At 65.7% G+C, this 22522-nt stretch carries 28 protein-coding genes; 16 read left to right on the forward strand and 12 right to left on the reverse strand.

The genetic code is table 11. The annotated features are described in order from the left end of the window. The first annotated feature begins 16 nt into the window (after nt 1-16). Nucleotides 17-1018 carry a glycoside hydrolase family 3 N-terminal domain-containing protein gene (locus C8J45_RS07895; RefSeq protein ID WP_107962726.1) on the forward strand — a complete coding sequence of 334 codons (1002 nt, stop codon included), beginning with the start codon at nt 17-19 and terminating at the stop codon, nt 1016-1018. Nucleotides 1019-1361: 343 nt separating this feature from the next. Here C8J45_RS07895 and map read toward each other — a convergent pair whose 3' ends face one another. Both map and C8J45_RS07905 read right to left on the reverse strand, forming a co-directional pair. Further along, entirely contained in the window at nt 1362-2135 is a 774-nt protein-coding gene (gene map, locus C8J45_RS07900) for a type I methionyl aminopeptidase (RefSeq protein WP_107962727.1), read from the reverse strand. A gap of 1 nt (nt 2136) precedes the next feature. Then, complete coding sequence (locus tag C8J45_RS07905) at nt 2137-2343, reverse strand: ParD-like family protein (protein ID WP_107962728.1); 207 nt, start codon at nt 2341-2343, stop codon at nt 2137-2139. A 106-nt stretch (nt 2344-2449) separates the two neighbouring features. Between C8J45_RS07905 and C8J45_RS07910 the strand changes: the two genes are divergently transcribed. The 5 genes from C8J45_RS07910 to tatC are packed head-to-tail and all read left to right on the forward strand — an operon-like array spanning nt 2450 to nt 5447. Beyond that, the gene (locus tag C8J45_RS07910) at nt 2450-3172 is read left to right on the forward strand and encodes a ScpA family protein (RefSeq protein ID WP_107962729.1); all 723 of its coding nucleotides are present in this window, start codon (nt 2450-2452) and stop codon (nt 3170-3172) included. Further along, nucleotides 3169-3771 (forward strand): SMC-Scp complex subunit ScpB, encoded by a 603-nt coding sequence (gene scpB, locus C8J45_RS07915; RefSeq protein WP_107962730.1) that lies wholly within the window; start codon nt 3169-3171, stop codon nt 3769-3771. Before C8J45_RS07910 ends, scpB begins: the two co-directional genes overlap by 4 nt. Before the next feature lie 35 nt (nt 3772-3806). Continuing rightward, on the forward strand, nt 3807-4052 hold the full coding sequence (locus C8J45_RS07920) for a Sec-independent protein translocase subunit TatA (protein WP_056055794.1): 246 nt from the start codon (nt 3807-3809) through the stop codon (nt 4050-4052). Nucleotides 4053-4090: 38 nt separating this feature from the next. Then, nucleotides 4091-4606: a Sec-independent protein translocase protein TatB gene (gene tatB, locus C8J45_RS07925; RefSeq protein ID WP_107962731.1), complete on the forward strand. Its 516-nt coding sequence runs from the start codon at nt 4091-4093 to the stop codon at nt 4604-4606. A 58-nt stretch (nt 4607-4664) separates the two neighbouring features. Next, nucleotides 4665-5447 (forward strand): twin-arginine translocase subunit TatC, encoded by a 783-nt coding sequence (gene tatC, locus C8J45_RS07930; protein ID WP_107962732.1) that lies wholly within the window; start codon nt 4665-4667, stop codon nt 5445-5447. Nucleotides 5448-5507: 60 nt separating this feature from the next. Here tatC and C8J45_RS07935 read toward each other — a convergent pair whose 3' ends face one another. The 3 genes from C8J45_RS07935 to C8J45_RS19150 form a co-directional block, all read right to left on the reverse strand. Continuing rightward, nucleotides 5508-5642 carry an entericidin A/B family lipoprotein gene (locus C8J45_RS07935; RefSeq protein WP_197978278.1) on the reverse strand — a complete coding sequence of 45 codons (135 nt, stop codon included), beginning with the start codon at nt 5640-5642 and terminating at the stop codon, nt 5508-5510. A 355-nt stretch (nt 5643-5997) separates the two neighbouring features. Beyond that, nucleotides 5998-7557 carry a sensor histidine kinase gene (locus C8J45_RS07940; RefSeq protein WP_107962734.1) on the reverse strand — a complete coding sequence of 520 codons (1560 nt, stop codon included), beginning with the start codon at nt 7555-7557 and terminating at the stop codon, nt 5998-6000. Between the two features lie 107 nt (nt 7558-7664). Beyond that, nucleotides 7665-7754, reverse strand: a complete 90-nt coding sequence (locus tag C8J45_RS19150; RefSeq protein ID WP_162233433.1) for a NepR family anti-sigma factor — start codon at nt 7752-7754, stop codon at nt 7665-7667. Between the two features lie 386 nt (nt 7755-8140). Here C8J45_RS19150 and C8J45_RS07945 point away from each other — a divergent pair, with 386 nt between their 5' ends. The 3 genes from C8J45_RS07945 to C8J45_RS07950 all read left to right on the forward strand — a co-directional run bounded on the left by C8J45_RS07945 (nt 8141) and on the right by C8J45_RS07950 (nt 9944). After that, nucleotides 8141-8944 (forward strand): response regulator, encoded by an 804-nt coding sequence (locus C8J45_RS07945; protein WP_107962735.1) that lies wholly within the window; start codon nt 8141-8143, stop codon nt 8942-8944. Between the two features lie 112 nt (nt 8945-9056). Beyond that, nucleotides 9057-9194: a hypothetical protein gene (locus C8J45_RS19155; protein WP_181321155.1), complete on the forward strand. Its 138-nt coding sequence runs from the start codon at nt 9057-9059 to the stop codon at nt 9192-9194. Nucleotides 9195-9290: 96 nt separating this feature from the next. Next, the gene (locus tag C8J45_RS07950; RefSeq protein ID WP_107962736.1) at nt 9291-9944 is read left to right on the forward strand and encodes a sigma-70 family RNA polymerase sigma factor; all 654 of its coding nucleotides are present in this window, start codon (nt 9291-9293) and stop codon (nt 9942-9944) included. A 55-nt stretch (nt 9945-9999) separates the two neighbouring features. Here the strand turns inward: C8J45_RS07950 and C8J45_RS07955 are convergent, their stop codons facing one another. Beyond that, entirely contained in the window at nt 10000-10182 is a 183-nt protein-coding gene (locus C8J45_RS07955) for a hypothetical protein (RefSeq protein WP_107962737.1), read from the reverse strand. A 75-nt stretch (nt 10183-10257) separates the two neighbouring features. Here C8J45_RS07955 and C8J45_RS07960 point away from each other — a divergent pair, with 75 nt between their 5' ends. The 6 genes from C8J45_RS07960 to C8J45_RS07985 all read left to right on the forward strand — a co-directional run bounded on the left by C8J45_RS07960 (nt 10258) and on the right by C8J45_RS07985 (nt 16874). After that, nucleotides 10258-12966, forward strand: a complete 2709-nt coding sequence (locus C8J45_RS07960) for a bifunctional [glutamine synthetase] adenylyltransferase/[glutamine synthetase]-adenylyl-L-tyrosine phosphorylase (RefSeq protein WP_258191362.1) — start codon at nt 10258-10260, stop codon at nt 12964-12966. Next, complete coding sequence (locus tag C8J45_RS07965) at nt 12959-13411, forward strand: peroxiredoxin (RefSeq protein ID WP_107962738.1); 453 nt, start codon at nt 12959-12961, stop codon at nt 13409-13411. Before C8J45_RS07960 ends, C8J45_RS07965 begins: the two co-directional genes overlap by 8 nt. A gap of 236 nt (nt 13412-13647) precedes the next feature. After that, on the forward strand, nt 13648-14826 hold the full coding sequence (locus C8J45_RS07970; protein ID WP_107962739.1) for a M23 family metallopeptidase: 1179 nt from the start codon (nt 13648-13650) through the stop codon (nt 14824-14826). 140 nt (nt 14827-14966) lie between these two features. Beyond that, on the forward strand, nt 14967-15305 hold the full coding sequence (gene erpA / locus C8J45_RS07975; RefSeq protein WP_107962740.1) for an iron-sulfur cluster insertion protein ErpA: 339 nt from the start codon (nt 14967-14969) through the stop codon (nt 15303-15305). A 7-nt stretch (nt 15306-15312) separates the two neighbouring features. After that, nucleotides 15313-16083, forward strand: a complete 771-nt coding sequence (gene xth, locus C8J45_RS07980; RefSeq protein ID WP_107962741.1) for an exodeoxyribonuclease III — start codon at nt 15313-15315, stop codon at nt 16081-16083. After that, the gene (locus C8J45_RS07985) at nt 16080-16874 is read left to right on the forward strand and encodes a transporter (RefSeq protein ID WP_107962742.1); all 795 of its coding nucleotides are present in this window, start codon (nt 16080-16082) and stop codon (nt 16872-16874) included. The genes xth and C8J45_RS07985 overlap by 4 nt, the downstream gene beginning before the upstream one ends. A 73-nt stretch (nt 16875-16947) precedes the next feature. Here C8J45_RS07985 and C8J45_RS07990 read toward each other — a convergent pair whose 3' ends face one another. Then, entirely contained in the window at nt 16948-18099 is a 1152-nt protein-coding gene (locus tag C8J45_RS07990) for an N-acetyltransferase (protein WP_107962743.1), read from the reverse strand. 177 nt (nt 18100-18276) lie between these two features. On the opposite strand from C8J45_RS07990, the gene C8J45_RS07995 reads away from it, so the two are divergent. Further along, a complete protein-coding gene (locus C8J45_RS07995; protein ID WP_107962744.1) occupies nt 18277-19398 on the forward strand; it encodes a fatty acid desaturase in 1122 nt (373 codons plus the stop codon). 31 nt (nt 19399-19429) lie between these two features. On the opposite strand, the gene C8J45_RS08000 is transcribed toward C8J45_RS07995, so the two are convergent. Genes C8J45_RS08000 through C8J45_RS08020 form a run of 5 tightly spaced genes read right to left on the reverse strand, consistent with a single transcriptional unit; the run spans nt 19430 to nt 22499 of the window. After that, complete coding sequence (locus tag C8J45_RS08000; protein ID WP_107962745.1) at nt 19430-20179, reverse strand: tetratricopeptide repeat protein; 750 nt, start codon at nt 20177-20179, stop codon at nt 19430-19432. Then, nucleotides 20176-20943, reverse strand: coding sequence for an alpha/beta hydrolase (locus C8J45_RS08005; protein WP_107962746.1), 768 nt, complete (start codon nt 20941-20943; stop codon nt 20176-20178). The genes C8J45_RS08000 and C8J45_RS08005 overlap by 4 nt, the downstream gene beginning before the upstream one ends. 20 nt (nt 20944-20963) lie before the next feature. Then, entirely contained in the window at nt 20964-21893 is a 930-nt protein-coding gene (locus C8J45_RS08010; RefSeq protein ID WP_107962747.1) for an alpha/beta fold hydrolase, read from the reverse strand. A 1-nt stretch (nt 21894) separates the two neighbouring features. Further along, nucleotides 21895-22098: a helix-turn-helix transcriptional regulator gene (locus tag C8J45_RS08015; RefSeq protein ID WP_107962748.1), complete on the reverse strand. Its 204-nt coding sequence runs from the start codon at nt 22096-22098 to the stop codon at nt 21895-21897. Beyond that, a complete protein-coding gene (locus C8J45_RS08020) occupies nt 22095-22499 on the reverse strand; it encodes a hypothetical protein (protein WP_107962749.1) in 405 nt (134 codons plus the stop codon). Before C8J45_RS08020 ends, C8J45_RS08015 begins: the two co-directional genes overlap by 4 nt. Between the last annotated feature and the right edge of the window lie 23 nt (nt 22500-22522).

Here is a 22522-nt window from a genome sequence, read left to right on the forward strand (position 1 = left end):
GGGATAGAGACGAGGCATGAAGCCCGTCATCTTCGGCCTGTCCGGCCCCGTCCTCACCCCCGCCGAACACGCGTTCTTTGCCGAGTGCGAACCCGCCGGCTACATCCTGTTCAAGCGCAACATCGTCGATCGACCACAGGTCCGCGCGCTGACGGACTCTCTCCGCGCGCTGGCCGGACGCCAGGACCTGGCGATCCTGATCGACCAGGAGGGCGGACGCGTCGCCAGAATGGGGCCGCCGGAATGGCCGGCATTCCCCGCTGGCCCGGTATTCGACGCAGCCTACGAACGCGCGCCAATGACCGCGATCCAGGCGGCATGCGCCAACGCGCAGGCACTCGGCGTGATGCTCAGCGAGGTCGGGATCACCGTCGACTGCCTGCCGCTGCTCGACGTGTCGCAGCCGGACACTACGGAGGCCGTCGCCTCGCGGACGTTCGGCTCCGACCCCATGCGCGTCGCAGCCCTCGGCCGCGCGACGCTCGAAGGGCTGGCCGAAGGCGGCGTGGTCGGTGTCGTCAAGCACATGCCCGGCCACGGCCGCGCGAAGGTCGATACGCACCACCACCTCCCCACCGTCACCGCGACCGATGCAGACCTCGAGATCGACCTCGAACCCTTCCGCACGCTCAACCAGGCGCCGATGGGCATGACCTCGCATATCGTCTTCGACGCGTGGGACGCCGACCGCCCCGCGACGCTGTCGTCGATCGTGATCGACGAGATCATCCGTCGACGGATCGGCTTCGACGGCCTGCTGATGACCGACGACATCGACATGAAGGCGCTATCCGGCACCGCCGGCGACAAGGCGGCGGGCGCGATCGCCGCCGGGTGCGATCTGGTGCTCGACTGCTGGGCGCGGATGGACGAGATGGTCGAGATCGCCGGGCGGCTTGGGGAAATCTCTGATGCCTCGCGCGCGAGGCTCGATCGGGCGATGGCGTCGGTCAGCCCAGCCAAGGGTGACTTTGCTGACCTGATCGCGACGCGGGACGCGCTCTTGGCGCGCGCCTGACTCTAGCCCATCACCCCCCCCCCGGCGGAGGCCGGGGCCCAGTTGGAAAAATCGCAGTAACGGGGCGCCGTCCTCAATCATCGACGTCCCCCAACTGGGCCCCGGCCTTCGCCGGGGTGGTGGGTTCTGTGGAAAGCACACCATCCGTTCGTCCTGAGTAGCGGCTGACCTTGGCGAAGCGGCGTATCGAAGGACAGGTTGGCACGCGGAACCTGTGCTTCGATACGCGCCTTCGATACGGCTCTGACGAGCCTACTCAGTCGCTACTCAGCACGAATGGTTGAGGGGGAGCGACTGAGATCAAGGGTGAGATGCGGTCAAACTAACGTCCCCGCCCCCGCGATCACCCCAACCCCCGAGCCCGCTCATCCCCGCGCAACGTCAGAACCTCGACCCCGCCGCGCGTCACCGCCACCGTATGCTCGAACTGCGCCGAAAGCTTGCCGTCGTCGGTCACCACGGTCCACCCGTCATCCTCGGTCGACACTTTCCGCGTCCCCTGGTTGATCATCGGCTCGATCGTGAAGACCATCCCCGTACGCAACATCATGCCGGTCCCGGCACGCCCGAAGTTGAGCACCTGCGGCTCCTCGTGCATCTCGCGACCGATGCCGTGGCCGCAATAGTCGCGCACCACCGCATAGCCGTGCTTCTTTGCGTGGCGCTCGACCGCGAAGCCGATATCGCCGAGATGCGCGCCCGCCCGCACTTGCCGGATACCCTGCCACATCGCCTCCTGCGCGACCCGCACGAGGCGCTTCGCGGCGGGCGGAACGGTACCCACCCTATACGTCTTGCTCGAATCGGCGATGAAACCGTTCTTCTCCAGCGTGATGTCCAGATTGACGATGTCGCCATCGCGAATGACGTCGCGAACGTTCGGCACGCCGTGGCAGACGACGTGATTGATCGAGCTGTTGAGGACATATTCGAAGCCATATTGCCCCTTGCTCGCGGGCCGGGCGGCGAGGTCACCGGTAATGTAGCGATCGACCATGTCGTTGACCTGCAACGTCGACAGCCCCGCCAGATCCTGCTCGTCGAGCATCTCGAACACCGACGCCAGCAAAGCGCCCGATACGCGCATCAGCGCCAGTTCGGCCGGCGTCTTCACCATCTCAGGCTGCCGTTTTCTCGGTGACGCGCACCGACGCCGCGGCGAGTTGCGCGGTGACGATATCGTTGAACGACATTGTCGGGTTGGCCTCGGCGAGCATGCCGATCTTCATCCAGAACTCCGCCTGCGCATTGATCGACCGGCACAGCACCTGGCTCGCCCGCCGCGCGTCCTCGTGCAGCGCGTCGTCGATCTTCACGATACCCATTCAAACCCCACATCCGCCGTGACCATATGAAACGTGTACGGTTCATATGGTATGTCGTCAAACGTGGAGGGTGGATGCTCAGCAGCGCGCGCTGTAGCGTCCGACGATGGACGATGCGCAACTGACCCTGGATCTGGACGGATGGGAGGGGCCGCTCGATCTGCTGCTGTCACTCGCGCGCGGACAGAAGGTCGATCTGCGGAAAATCTCGATCCTCGCGCTGGTCGAGCAGTATCTGGCGTACGTCGACTCCGCCCGCGCGTTAAAGCTCGAACTGGCCGCCGATTATCTCGTGATGGCGGCGTGGCTCGCCTATCTGAAGTCGGCGTTGCTCCTGCCACGCGATCCGCTCGCCGAGCCCGATCCGGAGGAACTCGCGCTGCGGCTCCAACTGCGGCTCGAACGCCTGAGTGCGATGCGCGAGGCCGGTGCGCGGCTGATGGCGCGAGACCGGACCGGGCGCGACGTGTTCCTGCGCTGCGCCCCCGAGGGTCTGCGGACGGTGCGCAAGGCCGCGTGGCAGGCGGAAATATTCGACCTGATCGCCGCGTACGGCCGCATTTCCGCGCGGACGCGGCCGGTGATGCACGTCGTCGCCGACCGCGAGGTCATGACGCTGGAGGCGGCGCTCGAGCGCGTGTCGATGCTGGTCGGCGAGCGGATCGACTGGAGCGTGATCGAAAGCTTCCTCCCCGAAGCGGGCGAGCGTCTCCGGCGGTCGGCGCTGGCGTCGAGCTTCGTCGCAGCGCTCGAACTCGCGCGGCAGGGGAAGATCGAACTGCGCCAGGCGTCGCCCTTCGCGCCGCTGTATCTGAGAGCCAGCGCGTGACCCCGTCCGACGACTTCACGCGCGCCGTCGAGGCGGTGCTGTTCGCGGCCGAGACCCCGCTGACGATCGACGCGATCCGCGCGCATGTCGGCACCGGCGACGTTCGAGCGGCGCTCGACCAGTTGACCGCCGACTATGCCGGCCGCGGCATCGCCATCGTCCGGCGCGGCGAGCGCTGGCAGTTCCAGACCGCGCCCGACATGGCGCACATGCTCCGCCGTGACCGCGAAGAACCGCGCAAGCTTAGTCGCGCTGGGATCGAGACGCTGGCGATCATAGCGTACCACGAGCCCGTGACCCGCGCGGAAATCGAGGCGATTCGCGGGGTGCAGATCTCGAAGGGGACGCTCGACGTCCTGATGGAAGCGGGCTGGGTGAAGCCCGCTGGACGACGCGAAGTGCCGGGCCGCCCGCTGATGTTCGCGACCACGCCTGCATTCCTCGTCCATTTCGGCCTCCAGAGCCGCCGCGACCTGCCCGGAATCGACGATCTGCGCGCCGCCGGGCTGCTCGATCCGGTCGATCTCGCCTTCGATCGGCTCGAAGATGGCGAAGACGACCGGGAAGATGGCGAGGTGACTGGCAAAGCGGCAGGATGAGGCTTAGATAGGGTTCAGTTTCCAGGAGAATTGCCATGGGCGGTTTTAGCCCGATTCACTTGCTCGTTCTCGCGGTCGTCGCGATCCTCCTTCTCGGCGGCGGCCGATTCTCGAACCTGATGGGCGACGTCGCCAAGGGCGTGAAGAACTTCAAGAAGGGCATGTCCGAGAACGACGACGAGACGCCGGCCAAGCCATCGGCCCGGATCGAAGCGCAGAAGACTGCCGATCCCGCGTTCGATCGCGACGGCAATCGCGTCCGCGACGACCGTCCTGCCTGAAGCCGGCAGAGTTGACGACACTAGATAGGCGCGGCTGAATGTTCGATATCGCGCCCTCCGAGTTTCTGCTCGTGGCCTTCGTCGCGCTCGTCGTGATCGGTCCGAAGGATTTGCCGAAGGCGATGCGCGTGGTCGGCTATTGGGTCGGCAAGGCGCGCGGCGTCGCGCGGCAATTTCGCTCGGGCTTCGATTCGATGGTCCGCGAGGCCGAGCTCGAAGAGATGGAAAAGCGCTGGGCGTCGGAAAACGAACGCATCATGCGCGAGCATCCGCAGACGGCCACGGCTGCGGACACGCCTATCGATACCACGCAGGTGGTGCATTCCCCCGAGACCGACACGCACCACGACGATCATACGTCCGAGCCGATCATGGTCGAAAAGCCCGTCGTCGCGGCCGCCGACCAGCATGCGCTGCCACCCGCATCCGCATCCACACCCGAACATCCTGCGGATGAACCGAAGCAGGCGACCGATCGCGGTCCCGATCTCTTCGACACGCCTGCACCGAACGCCAACGACAAGACCGGCAAGTCCGACGTCGCGTCGTCGTGACGAGACCCGTCGTGACCATGTCCGTCGTGAACGCCTCCCAGACCGCTGAAAGCCTAGCATGAGCGAGATCGACGAAAGCCGGGCCCCGTTGCTCGACCATCTGATCGAACTGCGGCGGCGGCTGCTCTACTGCATCGCCGCGCTGGTCGTGACGTTCGCGGTGGCGATGTATTTCGCCGAGAACATCTTCGGCTTCCTGGTCCATCCGCTGCTCGCGGCCGGCCAGAACAAGGTCATCTACACCGAGATTTTCGAAGCCTTCTTCGTCCAGATCAAGGTGGCGTTCTTCGCCGCGATGATGCTGTCGTTCCCGGTGATCGCGAACCAGCTCTGGCAGTTCGTCGCGCCCGGTCTCTACAAGAAGGAGAAGCGCGCGCTCCTGCCGTTCATCCTCGCGACGCCGGTGCTGTTCCTGACCGGCGCGGCGATGGCGTATTACATCGCTATCCCGATGGCGCTGCACTTCCTGCTCGGGTTCGACGGGATGGTGGGCGGCATCCACCGCGAGGCGCTGCCGGCGATCGGTAACTACCTGTCGTTCACGATGCAGTTCCTGTTCGGCTTCGGCATCTCGTTCCTGCTGCCGGTCCTGCTGATGCTGCTGGAGCGCGCCGGGATCGTCACGCGCAAGCAGCTGATCGGTGCGCGGCGCTATGCGATCGTCGCGGCGTTCGCGATTGCGGCGGTGCTGACGCCGCCGGATATCGGCTCGCAGCTGTTGCTCGCGATCCCGCTCGTCATCCTGTACGAAATGGCGCTGATCGGCATTTGGTTCACCGAGCGCAGCCGGGCGAAGTCGAAGGCGATCGAGGGCGACTCCACCGACATCGTCAAGAGCTGAAACGAAAACGGGGCCCGGTGCATGTGCACCGGGCCCCGTTTCACGATCAAGCGCAGAGGCTTACTTGGCGCTGTTCGCGGTCTTCGCGACGGTCTTGCCTGCCGAGCTGACGTCCTTGCCGGCGCCTTCGACCGTGTTGCATGCCGAAACCATCAAAGCGCTCGCGACAATCGCCAATCCAACCAACTTACGCATAATACTTCCTCCAAGAAGGGCTTGAATGCCACGGTGGAGGGAATGTTCGGGGAGGGCATTCGTTCCGTTTGCGGAACTGAAAACCTCTCGCCTTATCAGGCGACTGCATCGGACGACCGGGCGCGCTCCGGAATAATACCGTAAAAAGATAAAGGCCCGGAAGCATCACCGGGGGGGGGAGGGTGATGCTTCCGGGCCTATGACTTGGATAGCGAGAGCGGGGGGGCATAAAGTCGCTATCCGAAGTATCCAACGGTGATCGCGAAGGTCGGTTCCCGCTTTTTTGCGCTAAAGCGATAAAAAGATTCGATCTGATGAAGACCCGGGCGGACTCGCGTCCGGAACCTTATTTCGATCAATCGCGACCGACGACCGCAAAGGCGATCTCGTAAGCCCCTGCCAGCGGATCGTGATGCAATGGCGACCGCAACTGGCGCGAGAGGCCTTCCATGACACGGCCGTAGCGCGTCACCGTCTCGCGCAGGATGTCGCTTTCCACGAGCGCGCGGGACACCACGCGAAGCACTGCACGGCCGGGTATCTCGGATGGCTTGACCACGACGCGGATCTGCGCGGCCGGATCGCACGTCATCGCCAGTTCGATCGTCTCGGTCGCAAGGAACGCGATCGCGACCGCGACGTCCTGATTGACCAGATACGGATCGATATCGAGCGTGATGCCCAGCCCATGCGAGCGATCTGCTGCCGTGGCGCGGATATTGGCGGAAAGTTCTCCGATCATCGTGCGCAGGTTCAGGCCGCGGTTTTCCTCGAGCTCCGCGAAATGATTGCGGTGGACGACCGCGAGCGCATCGACGCGGCGCTGGATCGACGAATACGCATCGGTGGCATCCGCACTACGGGCGCTGCGCGCGTGGAAGTTGATCAGGCTGGAGATGACCTGCAGATTGTTCTTCACGCGGTGATGCACTTCGCGCGTCAGCTTGGTCTGGCGGACCAGCCCCTCGGCGAGACCCGCCTCATGCAGCGCGACGGTTCGGCTGATCGCCTGGAACGTCTCGCCCAGCTCGCGGATTTCCTGCGCCGGTAGCGTGCGGACCGCACCGAAGTCGATCTCCTCGCCCGGCGTGAAGGTGGCGACCGAGCCACGCAACTGCCGCAGCGGGCGGATCAGCAACCGGTCGACCACGAACCAGGCGATACTCGCCGCGGCCAGCCACATCAGCAGCGGCAGCAGCAGCGCGATGACCAGCGACGACGTTACCGGCGCACTGCGGATGCTGGTCCGCAACGCAAGCCCCGCGACGCCCAGATCGGTCCGCATCGTCTCCATCCGGTCGAGCGGACGCTCGTCTTCGATCCGCTCGAGATACAGCGCGTCGTCGTCGAGCACGATCGCGCTGCTCAGTTCGAGCGCCCGGCTCGTCGGGCGACCGATCTTCTCGAGGAACGGTCGCGGGAAATAGGCGCGTGCCGAGGTATGACCGCCCGGGCCAGAGATCGCGAGGACCAGACCGCGCTCGGGCACGATCGCGGCAGCGATCGGCATGTCGTCCTGGTTGATCACGACGCGTTCCGGCAACGGCATGCCGCACAGGACGGTGCCGTCGCGCTCGGCGATGACGAACCGCGTTCCCGCCGACGATTGTTGCGCAAATACGCCCTGCGCCCGCGCGCAGCTGGGGGCATCGGCAGGATCGTTGCCGAGCGCATTTACCGCCACCCGCAGCGCGGTCATGTCGCCGACGAGTTCGATCGCGAGCGCGCGCGCGCTTTCGTTCGCGGTGACGCGCAACCGCGCGCGCGCTTCGGCATCGGCCAGCCGCGTCGTCTGCAAGGTCGCGAATACCGCGATCAACGCCAGCGGAAGCAAGGCGGCGCTGAGGATTAGGAACAGCTTGGCGCCCGTCGTTAAACGCCGCAACGACGAGACGATGCGTCCGTCGGGCTTCATTGGCTGGGCAGCGCCGTCGCCACCGTTCGAACCGGCGGCGGAAACGTCATGCGAGGACGCGATTGCGGCGGAGTCCGGAGCGGGGGGCATGGCCATGTGGCCCGCCGTCAGTCGAGCTTGCCGAGTAGGTCGAGCAGATCGTCGGGAATCGCCTCGTCGACGGTCTTCTGGTAAACCGATCGCAGTGCCGACCCCATCTGACGATCCCTATCGGGACCATTTGCGGGCTTCGTGGCAGGCACTGTCTTCTCCGTGTCGTGGCCCAAACTCAAAACTTCCCCCTGCACGACGCAAACTCATGTGAACGCAAACGGTCGAGCGCACCCTGATATCGGGGCGCACACACTCGCGAAAAGATGCTCGTGAAACCAAATAGCATCTCGATAGTTCCACGTCCGAGCGAATAATCCGCATCTTCGTATCACCGTGTGCACGGCCGCGTCGACCGGTCGCGTCGAAATGCGTCCATTCGGTGCATGTCGCGGTGAAACGACGGGGCGGCTTTTTCGGCCACGACCATTGCAATGACGCGAGCCACCCGACACATGAGGGGCCGCGTAGGATCAGGGAGTATTCGTTACCCATGTCTCTTGGACAGCAACTCGCACCGCACCTTCCATTCCTGCGGCGCTATGGCCGGGCCCTGACCGGCAGCCAGATGCACGGCGACAAATACGTCCGCGCCACGCTCGAGGCGATCGTCGCGGCACCGGAAGAATTTCCCCGTGACGTCGATCCGCGTCTCGGCCTGTACCGGATGTTCCAGGCGATCTGGAACTCGGCGAACTTCGACGAGGTTGCCGACGAGACTGCCGGCGACACGGAAGGTCATGAGGCCGTTGCGCGTGCCCGTCTCGCCCGGATGACGCCATTGTCGCGTCAGGCGCTCCTGCTCACCGCGATGGAAGGGTTCACGCCCGAAGATGCAGCGTATCTGATCGAAGTCGAGACGAGCGAAGTCGACGATCTCGTCGCCGAAGCACTGTCCGAAATCGAGAACCAGACCCGCGCCAAGGTCCTGATTATCGAGGACGAGCCGATCATCGCGATGGATATCGAGACGATCGTCCGCGATCTTGGCCACGACGTCACCGGCGTTGCAGTCACGCGTGACGAAGCAGTCGCTTTGGCGATGGAAACGCGCCCCGGCCTCGTGCTCGCGGACATCCAGCTTGCCGACGACAGCTCGGGCATCGATGCGGTCAAGGACATCCTGGCCGAATTCGAGGTCCCGGTGATCTTCATCACCGCGTTCCCCGAGCGCCTGCTGACCGGCGAACGCCCTGAGCCGACGTTCCTGATCACCAAGCCGTTCCAGCGTTCGACCGTGAAGGCTGCGATCAGCCAGGCGTTGTTCTTCGATCAAGCAACTGTTCCCGCCGCCTGATTGCTCGTGGAATAACAGCCAACCGCTTGATTGTGCCGCGTTCTCGCTGCATTCTGGGTCCGTGTCCGTAATGGTTGCGGACCCAAAACGGTTTTCGGGGGTTTAACATATCATGGCTGACCCGAACGAACGCATCCACATCGATACCGAAGACGCTCGGGCGGGCGCGACTCCGCACATGACACGGTACATATTGGCGATTTCACTAGTACTCGTCATCGTCATCTTCGGATTTATCATCCTCCGCTAACCTCTATCAGGCGTACTTTACTGGCAATGGCCGGTTCGGACGCTTATGTTCGTCGCACGTCGACGACAGTCTTCTATCGGGATTGATCGGATTTCCATGACCCAGCCTGCTCCGCGTACCGACGCCGAGGACGATATCGACGAAGTCGTCGAGCCGGTGGAGCATGTCTCGCTCTCGGACGTCGAGTTCAAGGTGCAGCTCGCACAGGTCATTCCGCACCTGCGCGCGTTCGGTCGTTCGCTCTCGGGCAGCCGCGATCTTGCCGACGATCTCGTTCAGGAAACGCTGCTCAAGGCATGGGCCGCGCGTCTCCGCTTCCAGGCGGGCACGAACATGCGTGCATGGACCTTCATCATCCTGCGCAACCTGTATTTGTCGCAGATGCGCCGTGCGCGCTTCAAGGGCGAGTGGGACGATCTGGTCGCCGACCGCATTCTTGCGGCACCTGCCAGCCAGGATCGGCACGTCGAGCTTGGCGACATGCAGCGTGCGCTGATGCATCTGCCGCAGCCGCAGCGCGAGGCGCTCATCTTGGTCGGCGCCGGTGGCTTCGCCTACGAAGAGGCCGCTGAGATCTGCAACGTCGCGGTCGGCACGATCAAGAGCCGTGTCGCACGTGGCCGCGTGGCCTTGGAGACGATCCTCAACGACGGTTCTCTGCCGTCACGTCGCGATCACGAGACAGACACGACGAAGACCGCACTCGATTCGATCATGGGCGACGTCGAGCAGTTGAGCCGGGGTCGCTGAGACTCCGGCCTCTCACTCAACGCACTTCGATTACGATCGATCTGCTGCACCTGAACTAGTTGAGCCGGTGCGGTATCGCATCGAGCCTGCGTAGCATCGACGCCATGTCGTCGGGCACGCCACCGCATCCGTCGAACGCGCTACGCAGCGAATGGCCAACGACATCGGTCACGCGCGGGCGGCGAACGACCAGCTGGCCGTCTTGTTCGCGTTTGATCGTGAGAAATGCGTAGGTCATGATGCGATAACGGTTGACATCGCTATTCGTTGCTTTGTCGTGTCATAGTGTGACCGGGTTCTGTAGTATCTGGTCATGCCCGTAACGATCCCATCGCTTGCCAAGCTCGACGGCTCCGACAGCCCGATCGCAGCTGCCGTGACGCGTGCGCGGTCATGGTCGCCCTTTCTCGCGATGATCCTCGATCGCGAACCGGTGCTGGCGGAATCACTGGCGACGGGACGGCTCGATCTCGCCGCATCGAGCGGCACGCCCGATATGCCGACCGCGAAACGGCTCCGGATCGAACGGCGTGCGATGGCGCTGAACGTCGCGATCGGCGATCTGGCGGGGGTGCTGGATCTCACGGCGGTGACCGGTGCGCTGTCCGGGTTCGCGGATCGCGCGCTCGACACCGCGATCCGCGCCGCGATCGAGGAGCGCACGCCGGGTGCCGAGCCGCTCGGCTTCGTCGGTATCGCGCTCGGCAAGCAGGGCAGCCGCGAGCTCAATTATTCGTCGGACATCGATCCGATCCTGCTGTTCGATCCGGCCACCCTGCCGCGCCGCCCGCGCGAGGAGCCCGAAGAGGCGGCGATCCGCATCGGCAAACGTGTCGTTGAACTCCTCCAGGCCCGCGACGGCGACGGCTATGTCCTGCGTGTCGACCTGCGGTTGCGGCCCTCGCCGGAGATCACGCCGATCGTCCTGCCGGTCGAGGCCGCGATCGGGTATTACGAGGCGCAGGCGCTGCCGTGGGAGCGCGCCGCCTTCATCCGCGCCCGCGCCGCCGCAGGCGACATCGCCCTGGGACAGCGTTTCCTCGCTGCGATCCGCCCGTTCGTCTGGCGACGCGCGCTCGATTTCGGCGCGATCGGCGAGATTCGCGGGATCTCCGCCCGCATCCGCGATCATCATTCGCAAGGGCAGGCGTTCGGCCCCGGCTACGACCTGAAGCGCGGCCGCGGCGGCATTCGCGAGGCGGAATTCTTCGCGCAGATCCACCAGTTGATCCACGGCGGTCGCGACCCTGCGTTGCGCGTCCCGGCCACCCGCGATGCACTCGCGCGGTTGGCGGAGGCAGGGTGGATCGGCGACGACGAATCGCGCGCATTGATCGACGGCTACACGCTGCTCCGAACGATCGAGCACCGCGTGCAGATGATCGACGACCGCCAGACGCACGCCTTGCCGACCGGCGACGCGCTCGACCGGGTCGCCAAATTGCACGGTCTGGAGGACGCCGGCGCGTTGCTAGCGCTACTGGCACCGCGCGTCGCGGCCACCGGGCGGATCTACGACGCGCTCGACGACAATACGCGGCCGGCCTTCTCCCACGATGCGGTAACGCTGGAGGCCGACCTCGCCGCGGCCGGCTTCGACGAGTCCGACCATGCCCGTCAGCGCATCGAGGCGTGGCGGGGCGGGGCCTATCCCGCGCTGCGCAGCCCCGCCGCGCGCGAGGCACTGGAGGCGGTGCTGCCGACGCTCGTCCCGGCACTCGCGACTGCGCCCGTTCCCCAGGCGGCGTTGCTCCGGCTCGATGCGCTGCTCGAACGGCTGCCGAGCGCGATCAACATCTTCCGCCTGCTGGAGGCGCGGCCGGGTCTTGCGACGTTGCTCGCGGCGATCCTCAGCCACGCGCCGACGCTCGCCGACGATCTCGGACGACGCCCGGACCTGCTCGACGGTCTGATCGATGCAACTGCGTTCGAGCCGGTTGGCGACATCGCGGCGCTGGAGACAGCGATGCGCGCCGGCGACGCCGGGGGCGATTACCAGGCGCGCCTCGATCACGTCCGCCGCGTCGTCGGCGAATTGCGGTTCGCACTCGGTGCGCAGGTTATCGCCGGTGCGTCCGATCCGCTCGACGTCGCGGCGGGCTATGCACGCGTCGCCGAAGCCGCGATCGGCGTGCTCGCTAGCGCGGCGATCGAAGAATTCGTCAAGACGCACGGCCGCGTACCGGACAGCGAACTCGTCATACTCGCGCTCGGCCGGATGGGTGGCGCGATGCTCACGCACGCCTCCGACCTCGACCTGATCTATCTGTTCACCGGCGATTTTGCCGCGGAGTCGGACGGCGCCAAGCCGCTCGGCGCCACGCTCTATTACAACCGCCTCGCGCAGCGCGTCACCGCTGCGCTCTCGGTCGCGACCGCGGCAGGTCCGCTCTATCAGATCGACACGCGGCTGCGACCGTCGGGCGGGCAGGGGCCGCTCGTCGTCACGCTCGACAGTTTCGCGCGCTATCAGCGCGAGGATGCGTGGACCTGGGAGCATATGGCGCTCACCCGGGCACGTCCGGTGTTCGGATCGGACGATGCACGCGGTGCGGTGGCCGGGATCGTCCGCGATGTCCTCGAGGGAGATCGGCCAGACCGCGACATCATCGCCGAGGCGCGCACGATGCGCACCGATATGGCGGCGCACAAGCCACCCAAGGGGCCGCTCGACGCCAAGCTCCTCCCGGGCGGCCTCGTCGATCTCGAATTCGCGATCCATGTCGTCCAGTTGGTGAACCGCGCTGGGTTCGCGCCCAATCTCGGCACCGCGATCGACAGCCTGATCGGTCTGAAGCTCGTTCCGCCCACCATCCGCGCCGCGTACGACGTGCTGACTCGCCTGCTCGTCACGTTGCGCCTGGTTGCACCCGATGCCATGCCGCCGGGGCATGCGACCGAGGAACTGATCGCGCGCGCGATTGGCGTCGCGGACTGGTCGGCGGTGGTTGCCACGCTCGAATCGACGTTGCAGGAGGTCCGCCGGTTCTGGATGCAGGTGACGGGAGAGCAGGATGGATGAGGGATCGAAGGTTCCGGACGTGACGGTGACGATCGACGATGCGCCCGTATCGCTCGCGAATCTGGGAACGCCGCTCGTGGTGTATTTCTACCCGAAGGACGACACCGCCGGTTGCACGACCGAGGCGAAGGATTTTACCGCGCTTGCGAACGATTTTGCCGCCGCCGGCGTCACCGTCGTAGGGGTCTCGAAGGATACGCCCGCCGCGCATGCCAAGTTCACGGCCAAGCACGCGCTTGCGGTCCAGCTCGCGAGCGATGTCGACGGCGCGGCGTGCGAAGCATTCGGCGTCTGGGTAGAGAAGGCGATGTACGGCCGCAAATATATGGGGATCGAGCGCGCGACCTTCCTGTTCGGCGCCGATGGCACGCTCGCGAAGACGTGGCGCAAGGTGCGCGTTGCGGGTCATGCGGATGCTGTGCTGGCGACTGCAAAGGCGCTCTGAAGCCGTTGGGGATTCGCAGTTTTTCGCGATCTGACGTCATCGTTCCGTCGCTCCGGCATCAACTCGCCGCACCGGTATGCCGCTCCGCCGCGTCATCGCGCTAGCGCTATTGCCCAAGTCGGCGGCGTCCGGCCTAACCACAATGTCTGGGGCGCGGAGGGGCTGCGAGTCAGGACAGAGTTTGGGAGCCGTCCGCTTTGGGAGCGAACGGCCCTGTATTTTTGTGTCGGGGACCAATGGTCGAATTTACCGCAGCAGCCGCCGTATCGGTGATAGTGACGCGTCTCAAGGCCGTGTTCGCGACGCGCGATTTTCTGTTTCATGACGGCAATTCGCTTCGTCGAATCAGCCTGGGCGCAAAGCGTCAGGCCGCGATGGCCGCGATCGGCGCAGTCACACTGGGCTTTTCCGGTTACGGCGCAGTCGCGGCGGCCGGTGCGGTCGAGCCCGCCGACACGGATGCGCAGATTGCGCAGATGCAGCATCAGATCGGCCAGATGCAGCAGCGCGTCGCGACGATCCGCGAAACCGCGCAGGCGCATGCCCAGCGCGTCGATCACCGCCAGGCACTGATCGCTGCCGCGCTGACCGGCACCGGTGACGCGAAGGCGCTGGCACTCGCGACCCCGTCGATCGATCCCGCCGCCGACAAGCTCGCTGCCGACGTGGTGAAGCCGTTCGTCAAGGTCGAAGGCCATCAGGTCCAGCTCGCCAGCGTCGCGCAGAAGCTGCTCGATCAGCGTTACGCCGACACCACCGCCACCGTACGGCAGCTCGGTCTGCGTCCGGAGCGTGTCGCAAAGCATCAGCGCGCCATGGCAATGGGCGGTCCGCTGATCGCAGCGAATAGCGAGGAGGCCACCGCCGATCTTCGCGCCGACGCGCAGTTCCGCACGCTGTTCCAGACCTGGAAGAAGCTCGACACGTTGCAGCAGGGCGTGATCGCGATCCCGTCGGTGCAGCCGGTGCATTCGCTTTCGTTCACCAGCAATTTCGGCATCCGCTCCGATCCGTTCCGCGGCACCGCGGCGATGCATGCCGGCGTCGACATTCCCGGTCCGATCGGTACGCCGATCTACGCCACCGCAGACGGCATCATCGCGCACGCCGGTCGCCAGGGCGGCTACGGCAACATGGTCGAGATCAGCCACGGCAAGGGCATTGCGACGCGCTACGGCCATCTGTCGAAGATCCTCGTTGCCGACAACGCCCGCGTCACCCGCGGCCAGCTGATCGCGCTGATGGGTTCGACCGGCCGCTCGACCGGCTCGCATCTTCACTATGAAGTCCGTATCGACGGCCACGCCGTAAACCCGGTCCCGTTCCTGACGACCGCAGACTATCTGCTCGCCGCACAGGACCGCGCCGTGAACGCCATCCCCGTCTCGACCAGCGGCCCCGCCGCACAGGACTGACACGCGGACGCAATCCACACGGTACTCAAGGCCACACCCCGTCATCCCGGCGAAAGCCGGGACCTCGACCCACGGGGACGGACTTACACTATGCCAACCCCAAGGTTGCCGCGGATAGCGCAACCTCCTATCTCAAGCGCATGGCAACGCTGGTCCAAGACATCATCCTCACCCCCTCCGCTGCGGCGCGCGTCGCGGCGATCGCCGTCAAGCAGGGGAAGCCGGCGATCCTGCGTCTCTCGGTCGATGGCGGCGGCTGTTCCGGCTTCCAATACAAGTTCGGGTTCGCCGATTCGGTCGAGGCCGACGACGTGATCGCCGAGCATGACGGTGTGAAGCTCGTCGTCGACAGCGTCAGCATCGATCTCGTCCGCGGGTGCGCGGTCGATTACGTCGAGTCGCTTGCCGGCGCCGCGTTCAAGGTCGAGAACCCCAATGCCGCATCGGGTTGCGGCTGCGGCTCCAGCTTCTCGGTCTGACCAGCCCATGAAAATCGTCACGTACAACGTCAACGGCATCAAGGCGCGGTTGCCGCGGCTGATCGAGTATCTCACCGAAGACCAGCCCGACATCGTCTGTCTCCAGGAACTCAAGTCGAGCGACGACACCTTCCCGATCGCCGACATCGAGGCCGCCGGCTACGGCGCGGTCTGGCACGGTCAGAAGGCGTGGAACGGCGTCGCGATACTGGCCAAGAGCGGCACGCCCGTCGTCCGCCAGCGCGGTCTCGACGGCGAACCCGAGGACGAGCACAGCCGCTACATCGAGGCGGAGATCGACGGCCTGATCGTCGCTGCGCTCTATCTGCCCAACGGCAACCCGCAGCCCGGCCCGAAGTTCGACTACAAGCTCCGCTGGATAGACCGCCTCGCGGCCCGCGCGCGTGTCCTGCTCGCTGAGGAAAAACCGGCCATCCTCGCCGGCGACTACAACGTCATCGCCAACGACGACGACACCTTCTCGGTCCGCGCGATGCAGGACGACGCGCTGATGCAGCCGGAAAGCCGCGAGCATTACCGCGCGCTCGTCGCACAGGGCTGGACCGACGCGCTCCGCACGCAATACCCCAAGGGCGGCGTCTGGACGTTCTGGGATTACCAGGCGGGCGCGTGGCAGCGCGACGCCGGGTTCCGGATCGACCACCTGCTGCTCAGCCCGCAGGCCGCCGACCGGATGATCGATGCCGGCGTCGACAAGGCGTATCGCGGCCGTGAAAAGGCCAGCGATCACGCGCCGACCTGGGTCCGCCTGCGATGAAGGCGCTCGCCGTCGCGCTGGTGTCGATCGCCGCGCTGTATGCGACCGGTGCCGGCGCACAGGAGCGCGAATACTGCCCCGAGCGGCCGGGGATCGACACGCCCGCCTGCACGATGGCGCCCGGCAAGATCTCGGTCGAGACCGCGATCGCCGATTGGACCCGCGACGACCAGCCGGGTTCGCGCGAGGACAATATCCTGTTCGGCGACACGCTCGTCCGCGTCGGGGTGAGCGACACGATCGAGGCGCGGTTCGGCTGGACGCCGTTCGGTCACGACCGGATGCGTGACGATACCGGCGTCGATACGGTCGACGGCATCGGCGACGTGTCGCTGGGCCTCAAGGCGAACCTGCACGATCCCGATGGCTCTGGCTTCTCGGTCGCGGTGCTGCCGTTCGTCACGCTCCCGGTCGGACGCTCGTCGATCGGCGCTGGCGACTGGGGTGCGGGGTTCCTGGTCCCGGTGACGTACGAGCTTTCCGACACGCTTTCGCTCGATCTCACGCCCGAGATCGACGCCGCGGTCGATCAGGACGGCAATGGCCGGCACCTCGCCTACAGCGCGGCAGCCGGTCTGGCGTACAAGCTCAACAAGGATTTCACGCTCACCGGCGAGATGCAGGCGCTGCGCGACGACGATCCCGAGCAGCATGCGACGCAGACGGTCGCAGCGCTATCGCTCGCGTGGTCGGCGAGCGACGATCTCCAGTTCGACGTGCTCGGCGCTGCCGGCCTCAACGATCATACGCCCGATGCGCGGGTCTATGCGGGGATATCGCGCAGGTTCTAGATGCCGGCCGGGCTGCTTCCGCTTCAGGCCGTGGCAGGCCCGCCGCTCCCTCCCGAACGCCGCAGGCGCCCGCCTACAGCACCCGCTCGTAAACCTGATACACCTTGTTCACCCGACTCTCGATCGTCTCGGCGATCGACCGCATCCCCTGGTTGTCGTCCAGGATCCAGCCGATCTCCGCGCGCTTCGCATCGTAATGCTCGACCGAGGCACGGCGGATATATTCGATCATCATGAAGGCCAGCTGGCTCGCCATCCGCGACGCCTGCAATTCCTTCACCACCCCCATCAACGGCACGCGCACCGTCCGCACCTTGGGCTTGCGCAACCACCACAACAGCTTGGCCCAGCCGAACGGCAGCAGGTTGCCGTTGAGCGGCTTGATCGCCTCGTTCATGTCGGGGAGCGTGATCATGAAGGCCGAGGGTACGCCGTCGACCTCCGCGATCCGGATCAGGTCGTTGAACACGATCGGCTTCAACTTGACGCCGACGTCCTTGATCTCGGGCGGGGTGAGCGGCACGAACCCCCAATTGTCCTTCCACGCGTCGTTGAGGATCGACAGGATGATCGCCGCTTCCTCCTCGAACTTGGTCTTGTCGACGTTGCGGATGACGATCCGCGGGTTCTTCTCGCCCGACTTGATGATGCGCTGGACGATCGGCGGGAACTGCTTGGTGACGTCGACCTCGTACGTCATCAGCTGCTTGATCGGGCGATACTGCGCCCATTCGATCCAGCCGCGATATTCGCGCTTGGCGTGGCCCATCATGATCGTCGGCGGATGATCGTAGCCGTCGATGAGCAGGCCGGGCTCCTCCCAGATCGACATGCTGATCGGCCCGAGCGCCCGCGTCATGCCCTGCTCGCGCAGCCACGCCTCGGCACGCGCCAGCAGCGCCTGGAACACGTCCTGCCGCTCCGCCTCCATCAGCCCCCACTGGCCGACACCGGGCCCGAAGCCCTGCTCGGGCGGCATCGTCAGCGCCAGCGTATCGATATGCGCGGAGATCCGCCCGACGACGCGGCCGTCCTCCTCGGCAAGGAACAACTGCGCCTTGGCATGGCTGAACCAGCCGTTCTTCTCGGGCGTAATCAGCCCAAGCGCTTCCGACTTCAGCGGCGGCACCCAGTTGGGATCGTCCGCGTACAGGCGAAACGGCAAGTCGATGAAGATCTTGCGATCCTTCTTCGTCTCGACCGGACGGATGGTAAGCTTGGCCATGTGTCGTTCCCGAAAGCGCAGTCGAGCGTATCTATCCAGCATCACGCGCAAAGGCGAGCAACACATGCGTCATCGCCGGGCTCTGTCACGGTGATCGTGTTTCCTCGGCGGGGGAGGGGCGCGTCAAACCTGTAAATGCCACGCTGCGGCCACTATCTTCGGGCAAAGGATACACCCATGGACACATCGCTCAGCCTAGCCCGCGGCACGGCCGCTCCAGCCTCTCTGGCGGCCGGTTCTCCGGTGGCCGGCTCTCCGGCGGCTGGCCTCGTGCGCGTTGCCGACGACAAGGCGATGTTGCGCGCCGCCGCCGATCTGACGCGCGATCTGGTGAAGCCGCGGCCTGCCGTCTATTGGGGCGACCTGATCGCGTCGATGGTCCTCGGCTATGGCGCGCTCTTCGTCGCTGCGACGTCGGACTCGACCGCGGTCGCGATCGTCGCGGCGATCGCGTCGGTGCTCGGTCTGTATCGTGGTCTCAGCTTCATTCACGAAGTCAGCCACATGAAGCATGCCGCCGTGCCCAACTTCCGGCTCGGCTGGAACATACTGGTCGGCGTTCCGATGCTGACGCCGTCGTTCATGTACGAGGGCGTCCACAACCTCCATCACGCCAAGACGCGCTACGGCACGGTCGAGGATCCCGAATATCTGCCGCTCGCGCTGATGAAGCCGTGGACGCTGCCGCTGTTCATCGTCGTCTCGGCGCTGGCACCGATCGCGTTGCTCGTCCGGTTCGCGATCCTGTCGCCCCTGTCACTATTGTCCCCGAAGCTGCGGACGATGGTGGTCGAGCGGTATTCGGCGCTGGCGATCAACCCGCAGTTCCGCCGTCGCGCACCCGAAGGCGAGGCAAAGGCCTATTGGGATCGTCTCGAAATCGCGGCCAGTCTCTGGGCGATCACGCTGATCGCGATCACGGTAACCGGCGTGCTGCCGCTCCGCGCTTTCCTGACGATCCTCGGCATCGCATCGGCGTTCGCGGTGCTCAACCAGGTCCGTACGCTGGTCGCGCACCTCTGGGAGAATGACGGCGAACCGATGACCGTGACGGCGCAGTATCTCGACACCGTCAACGTGCCGCCGCCGGCGTTGCTGCCGGCGCTATGGGCGCCGGTTGGGCTGCGCTATCATGCGCTGCACCACCTGTTGCCAGGCCTGCCGTACCACGCGCTGGGCGAGGCACATCGTCGGATCTCGGCGGAACTCGATGCGATGTCGCCATACCACAAGGCGAGCTATCCGGGGCTCCCGGGGCTGGTCAGCAAGATCGCCCGCAGCACGATGGTCCGTCGCTGACACGACGGTCCGGGCAACGTTGCCCGGACCATCATTTGGAAACGTCGAACTGCTTCAACGCGGCCGCGGCATTACGGCCTGCGTCGCTGGTCGGAGCCAGCCGCACAGCCGCTCCCCAGGCCGTCCGCGCACCGGGTTCGTCGCCAAGCGCCGCAGCGATATTGCCCGCCTCGAGTTGCACCGAAGCATCGTCCGCCGAGCGCTTCAACGCCTCGGCGATATCGGTCTTGGCCCGCGGCAGGTCGTTCATTCGACGGGCAAGCGTTGCCGACAACAGCCACGCCAACGGATCGTCCCCCGCGTTCTTCAGCGCCCGATCAAGATCGCCACGCGCAGCGTCCAGCTCACCCGCGGCGACCAGCGCGCGCGCGTGATCGAGTTGCGCTTCGCCGAGCGGCAATCCGGTCAGCGTTCCCGCTACCAGCGCTGAATCGAGCGCGGCGCGTGCCTTGGCCGGCTGGCCCGCCGCGAGCCATGCGTTCCCGCCCTGCGCCCAGTAATTTGCCGCGCTTGCGTCCTTGGCGACCTGCGCTTCACGCGCAGCTTCCTCGAATTCAACCGCCGCGGACGGCCAGTTCTTCTCGGCCGCAAACGCCAGCCCAGCGCATTGACGCGCGAGATAGCCGCCACCGCCGATCCGCCACCGACCTGCTTCCGCACGTGCGGCTGTGGGATCGGTCTGCGCCAGCGCGCCACAGCGTGCGGCGCGATCCGGGCGGGAAACGGCAGGCCCGGCAACGGGCGAGGCCTGCGTGGCGATCAGCAACAACGTCAGGATCATAAGGCGGCGATCACATCCTCGACCGCCCGGATGATGAGCGCGATATCGGGATCGCGCGACAGGCGGTGGTCGCCGTCCTTGACCAGCCACGTCTGCACGTCGGCTGAACGCAGCAGCTCGGCGAGGCGCGCGGTACGGTGCCACGGCACGTCCGGATCGCGCTGCCCCTGGACCAGCCGGACCGTACCATCGAACGCGATCTCGCCGAACATCAGCCGGTTCGCCTCGCCCGACGACCAAAAGGCGCGGGTATAGACCGTCGGCTCGGGACCATAGGGGTTCTTGCGCTCGATCCGCCCGTTGCTGAGCAGCGCCATCTTCTCGTCGGTGGTGAAGCCCCAGTCGGTGAAGTCGGGTGCCGGCGCGATCCCGACCAGACCCTTCACCAGATCGGGGCGCATCTTCGCCACCAGCAGCATCAGCCACCCGCCCATCGACGATCCGACGATCACCGCGGAGTCTTCCACCAGCGCATCGATCATCGCCAGCGCGTCGTCGCGCCAGTCGGCCAGCGTCTGGTCCTCGAACGCGCCTTCGCTCTGCCCGCAGCCGCCATAGTCGAACCGCAGGAACGCGCGCCCCTCGGACTTCGCCCACGCCTCCAGCGTCACCGCCTTGGTCCCCATCATGTCGGACGCATAGCCCGACAGGAACACGATCGTCGGTCCCGTCACGCCCTCGGCCGCGGGCGTGTGATGATAGGCGAGGCGAGGGCGCTCCTTGGCCGGAGGCGTCGGTGCAGGCGGCGTGGCGGTATCGTTCATGCCTGCACCTTAGCCGCGCCTCAGCGCTGGAGAAAGGCGTCGAGTGCAGCCTGGAACGCGGCAGGCTGGTCGAGCATCACGAAATGCGCCGCGTCGCCGATATCGACGAAGGTTGCGTGCGGCGCCATCGCGTAAGCCTTCCGATAGAGAGCGTCGGCCGCGGGCTTGGTTGGCCCCGCCGCGTTCCACGGATAGACCAGTGTGATCGGCGCGGCGATCGAGGCCATGTCGGGACGCAGGTCGGTCGTCAGGTCCTCGTACATCGCCTGCGCCGAGACGCGCGCATCCGCCTTTGCTGCCCAGTCGGCAACCGCCGTGCGCGACGCAGGCTTCAGCGCCATGCGTGCGGCAAGCGCCTCGTTCGCCGCCGGGTTCGTCGGCTTTCCGTACGCCGCGGCCATTCCGGAACGCATCGCCTTGGCCTGTGGTTCGAGCGCCGCAACCGTCGCACCGGGTGCGAAGATCTCGCCGATGTACGGCAGCGAATCGACGATCATCAGTTTGCCGACGTCCTCCGGATGCGCCTTGGCCAGCATCAGCGCGACCAGCCCGCCCATCGAATGCCCGACGATCGCTGGCTTGCCGAGTTTCGACTGGACGATCAGCGTGTGCAGGTCGCCGACGATGCCATCGAGGATGCCCGGCGACAGGTTCGCGCGCGGATCGTCGCCGCCGAAGCCGTTGACCTGCACCACGTACACTCGGTGCGACTTGGCGAGTGTGGGCACGACGCCCGCCCACACCGCGCGAGGCGACGACAGCCCCGGAACGAGGATCACCGGCGTACCCTTGCCGATGGTCTGCACTGAGATGTGCGGCATCTGCGTCTCGCCTGCATCGACCTTCGGCGCGGCGGCCGTCGCAGCCTGCGCGTGGCTCGCGGCGGGACTCAAGCCGATCATCAGCGTCACGGCGGTAGCTGCAAGGCGAGCTTTGAAGTGCGAAATCATGTCACGACTCCTTCGACGGGCTAGTGAAAATGTCTTCGATGCTGAGGTCGAACAGTTCGGCGATCTTGAACGCGAGCGGCAGCGACGGATCATAGCGCCCCGTCTCGATCGCATTCACGCTCTGCCGCGAGACGCCGAGACGGTCGGCCAGGTCGCCCTGGCTCCAGTCCCGCTCGGCACGCAGCACCTTGAGGCGGTTCTTCATGCTGCGCGCCGCGTCACCACGATATTGTACCCCCAGCCGACCCACATGCCCGCGAACCAGAGCACCGCGGCGTAGTAGGAAACGATGTGCGGGACGAGGCCGAACCCTTCGAGAAACCCCCAGGCCGTGACGATGCTGAGCATGAAGCCACTGGCGATCAACGACTGCCGGATCATCAACATGCGCATATATTCGTCGGTTTCTTCGATCAGGTAGCGGCCGATCGCGGCGAATATGCCGATAATCGGCAGAGCGGGCAGGATTGCCGCCACATAGGCTGGGGGACCCGTCAAAAGATGCCGGCTGAAGCTGTAGACGACCGTCATCAGGCTCGCCGCGTACAGGATCATTAACACGATAACCCGCCGACTATATTGGCGGACCGCTGCACTGTAAGCCATGGAAAGCACCCTTTCGAATCAGT

The organism is Sphingomonas sp. PP-CE-3G-477 (genome assembly GCF_003050745.1).
Lineage (GTDB): Bacteria > Pseudomonadota > Alphaproteobacteria > Sphingomonadales > Sphingomonadaceae > Sphingomonas.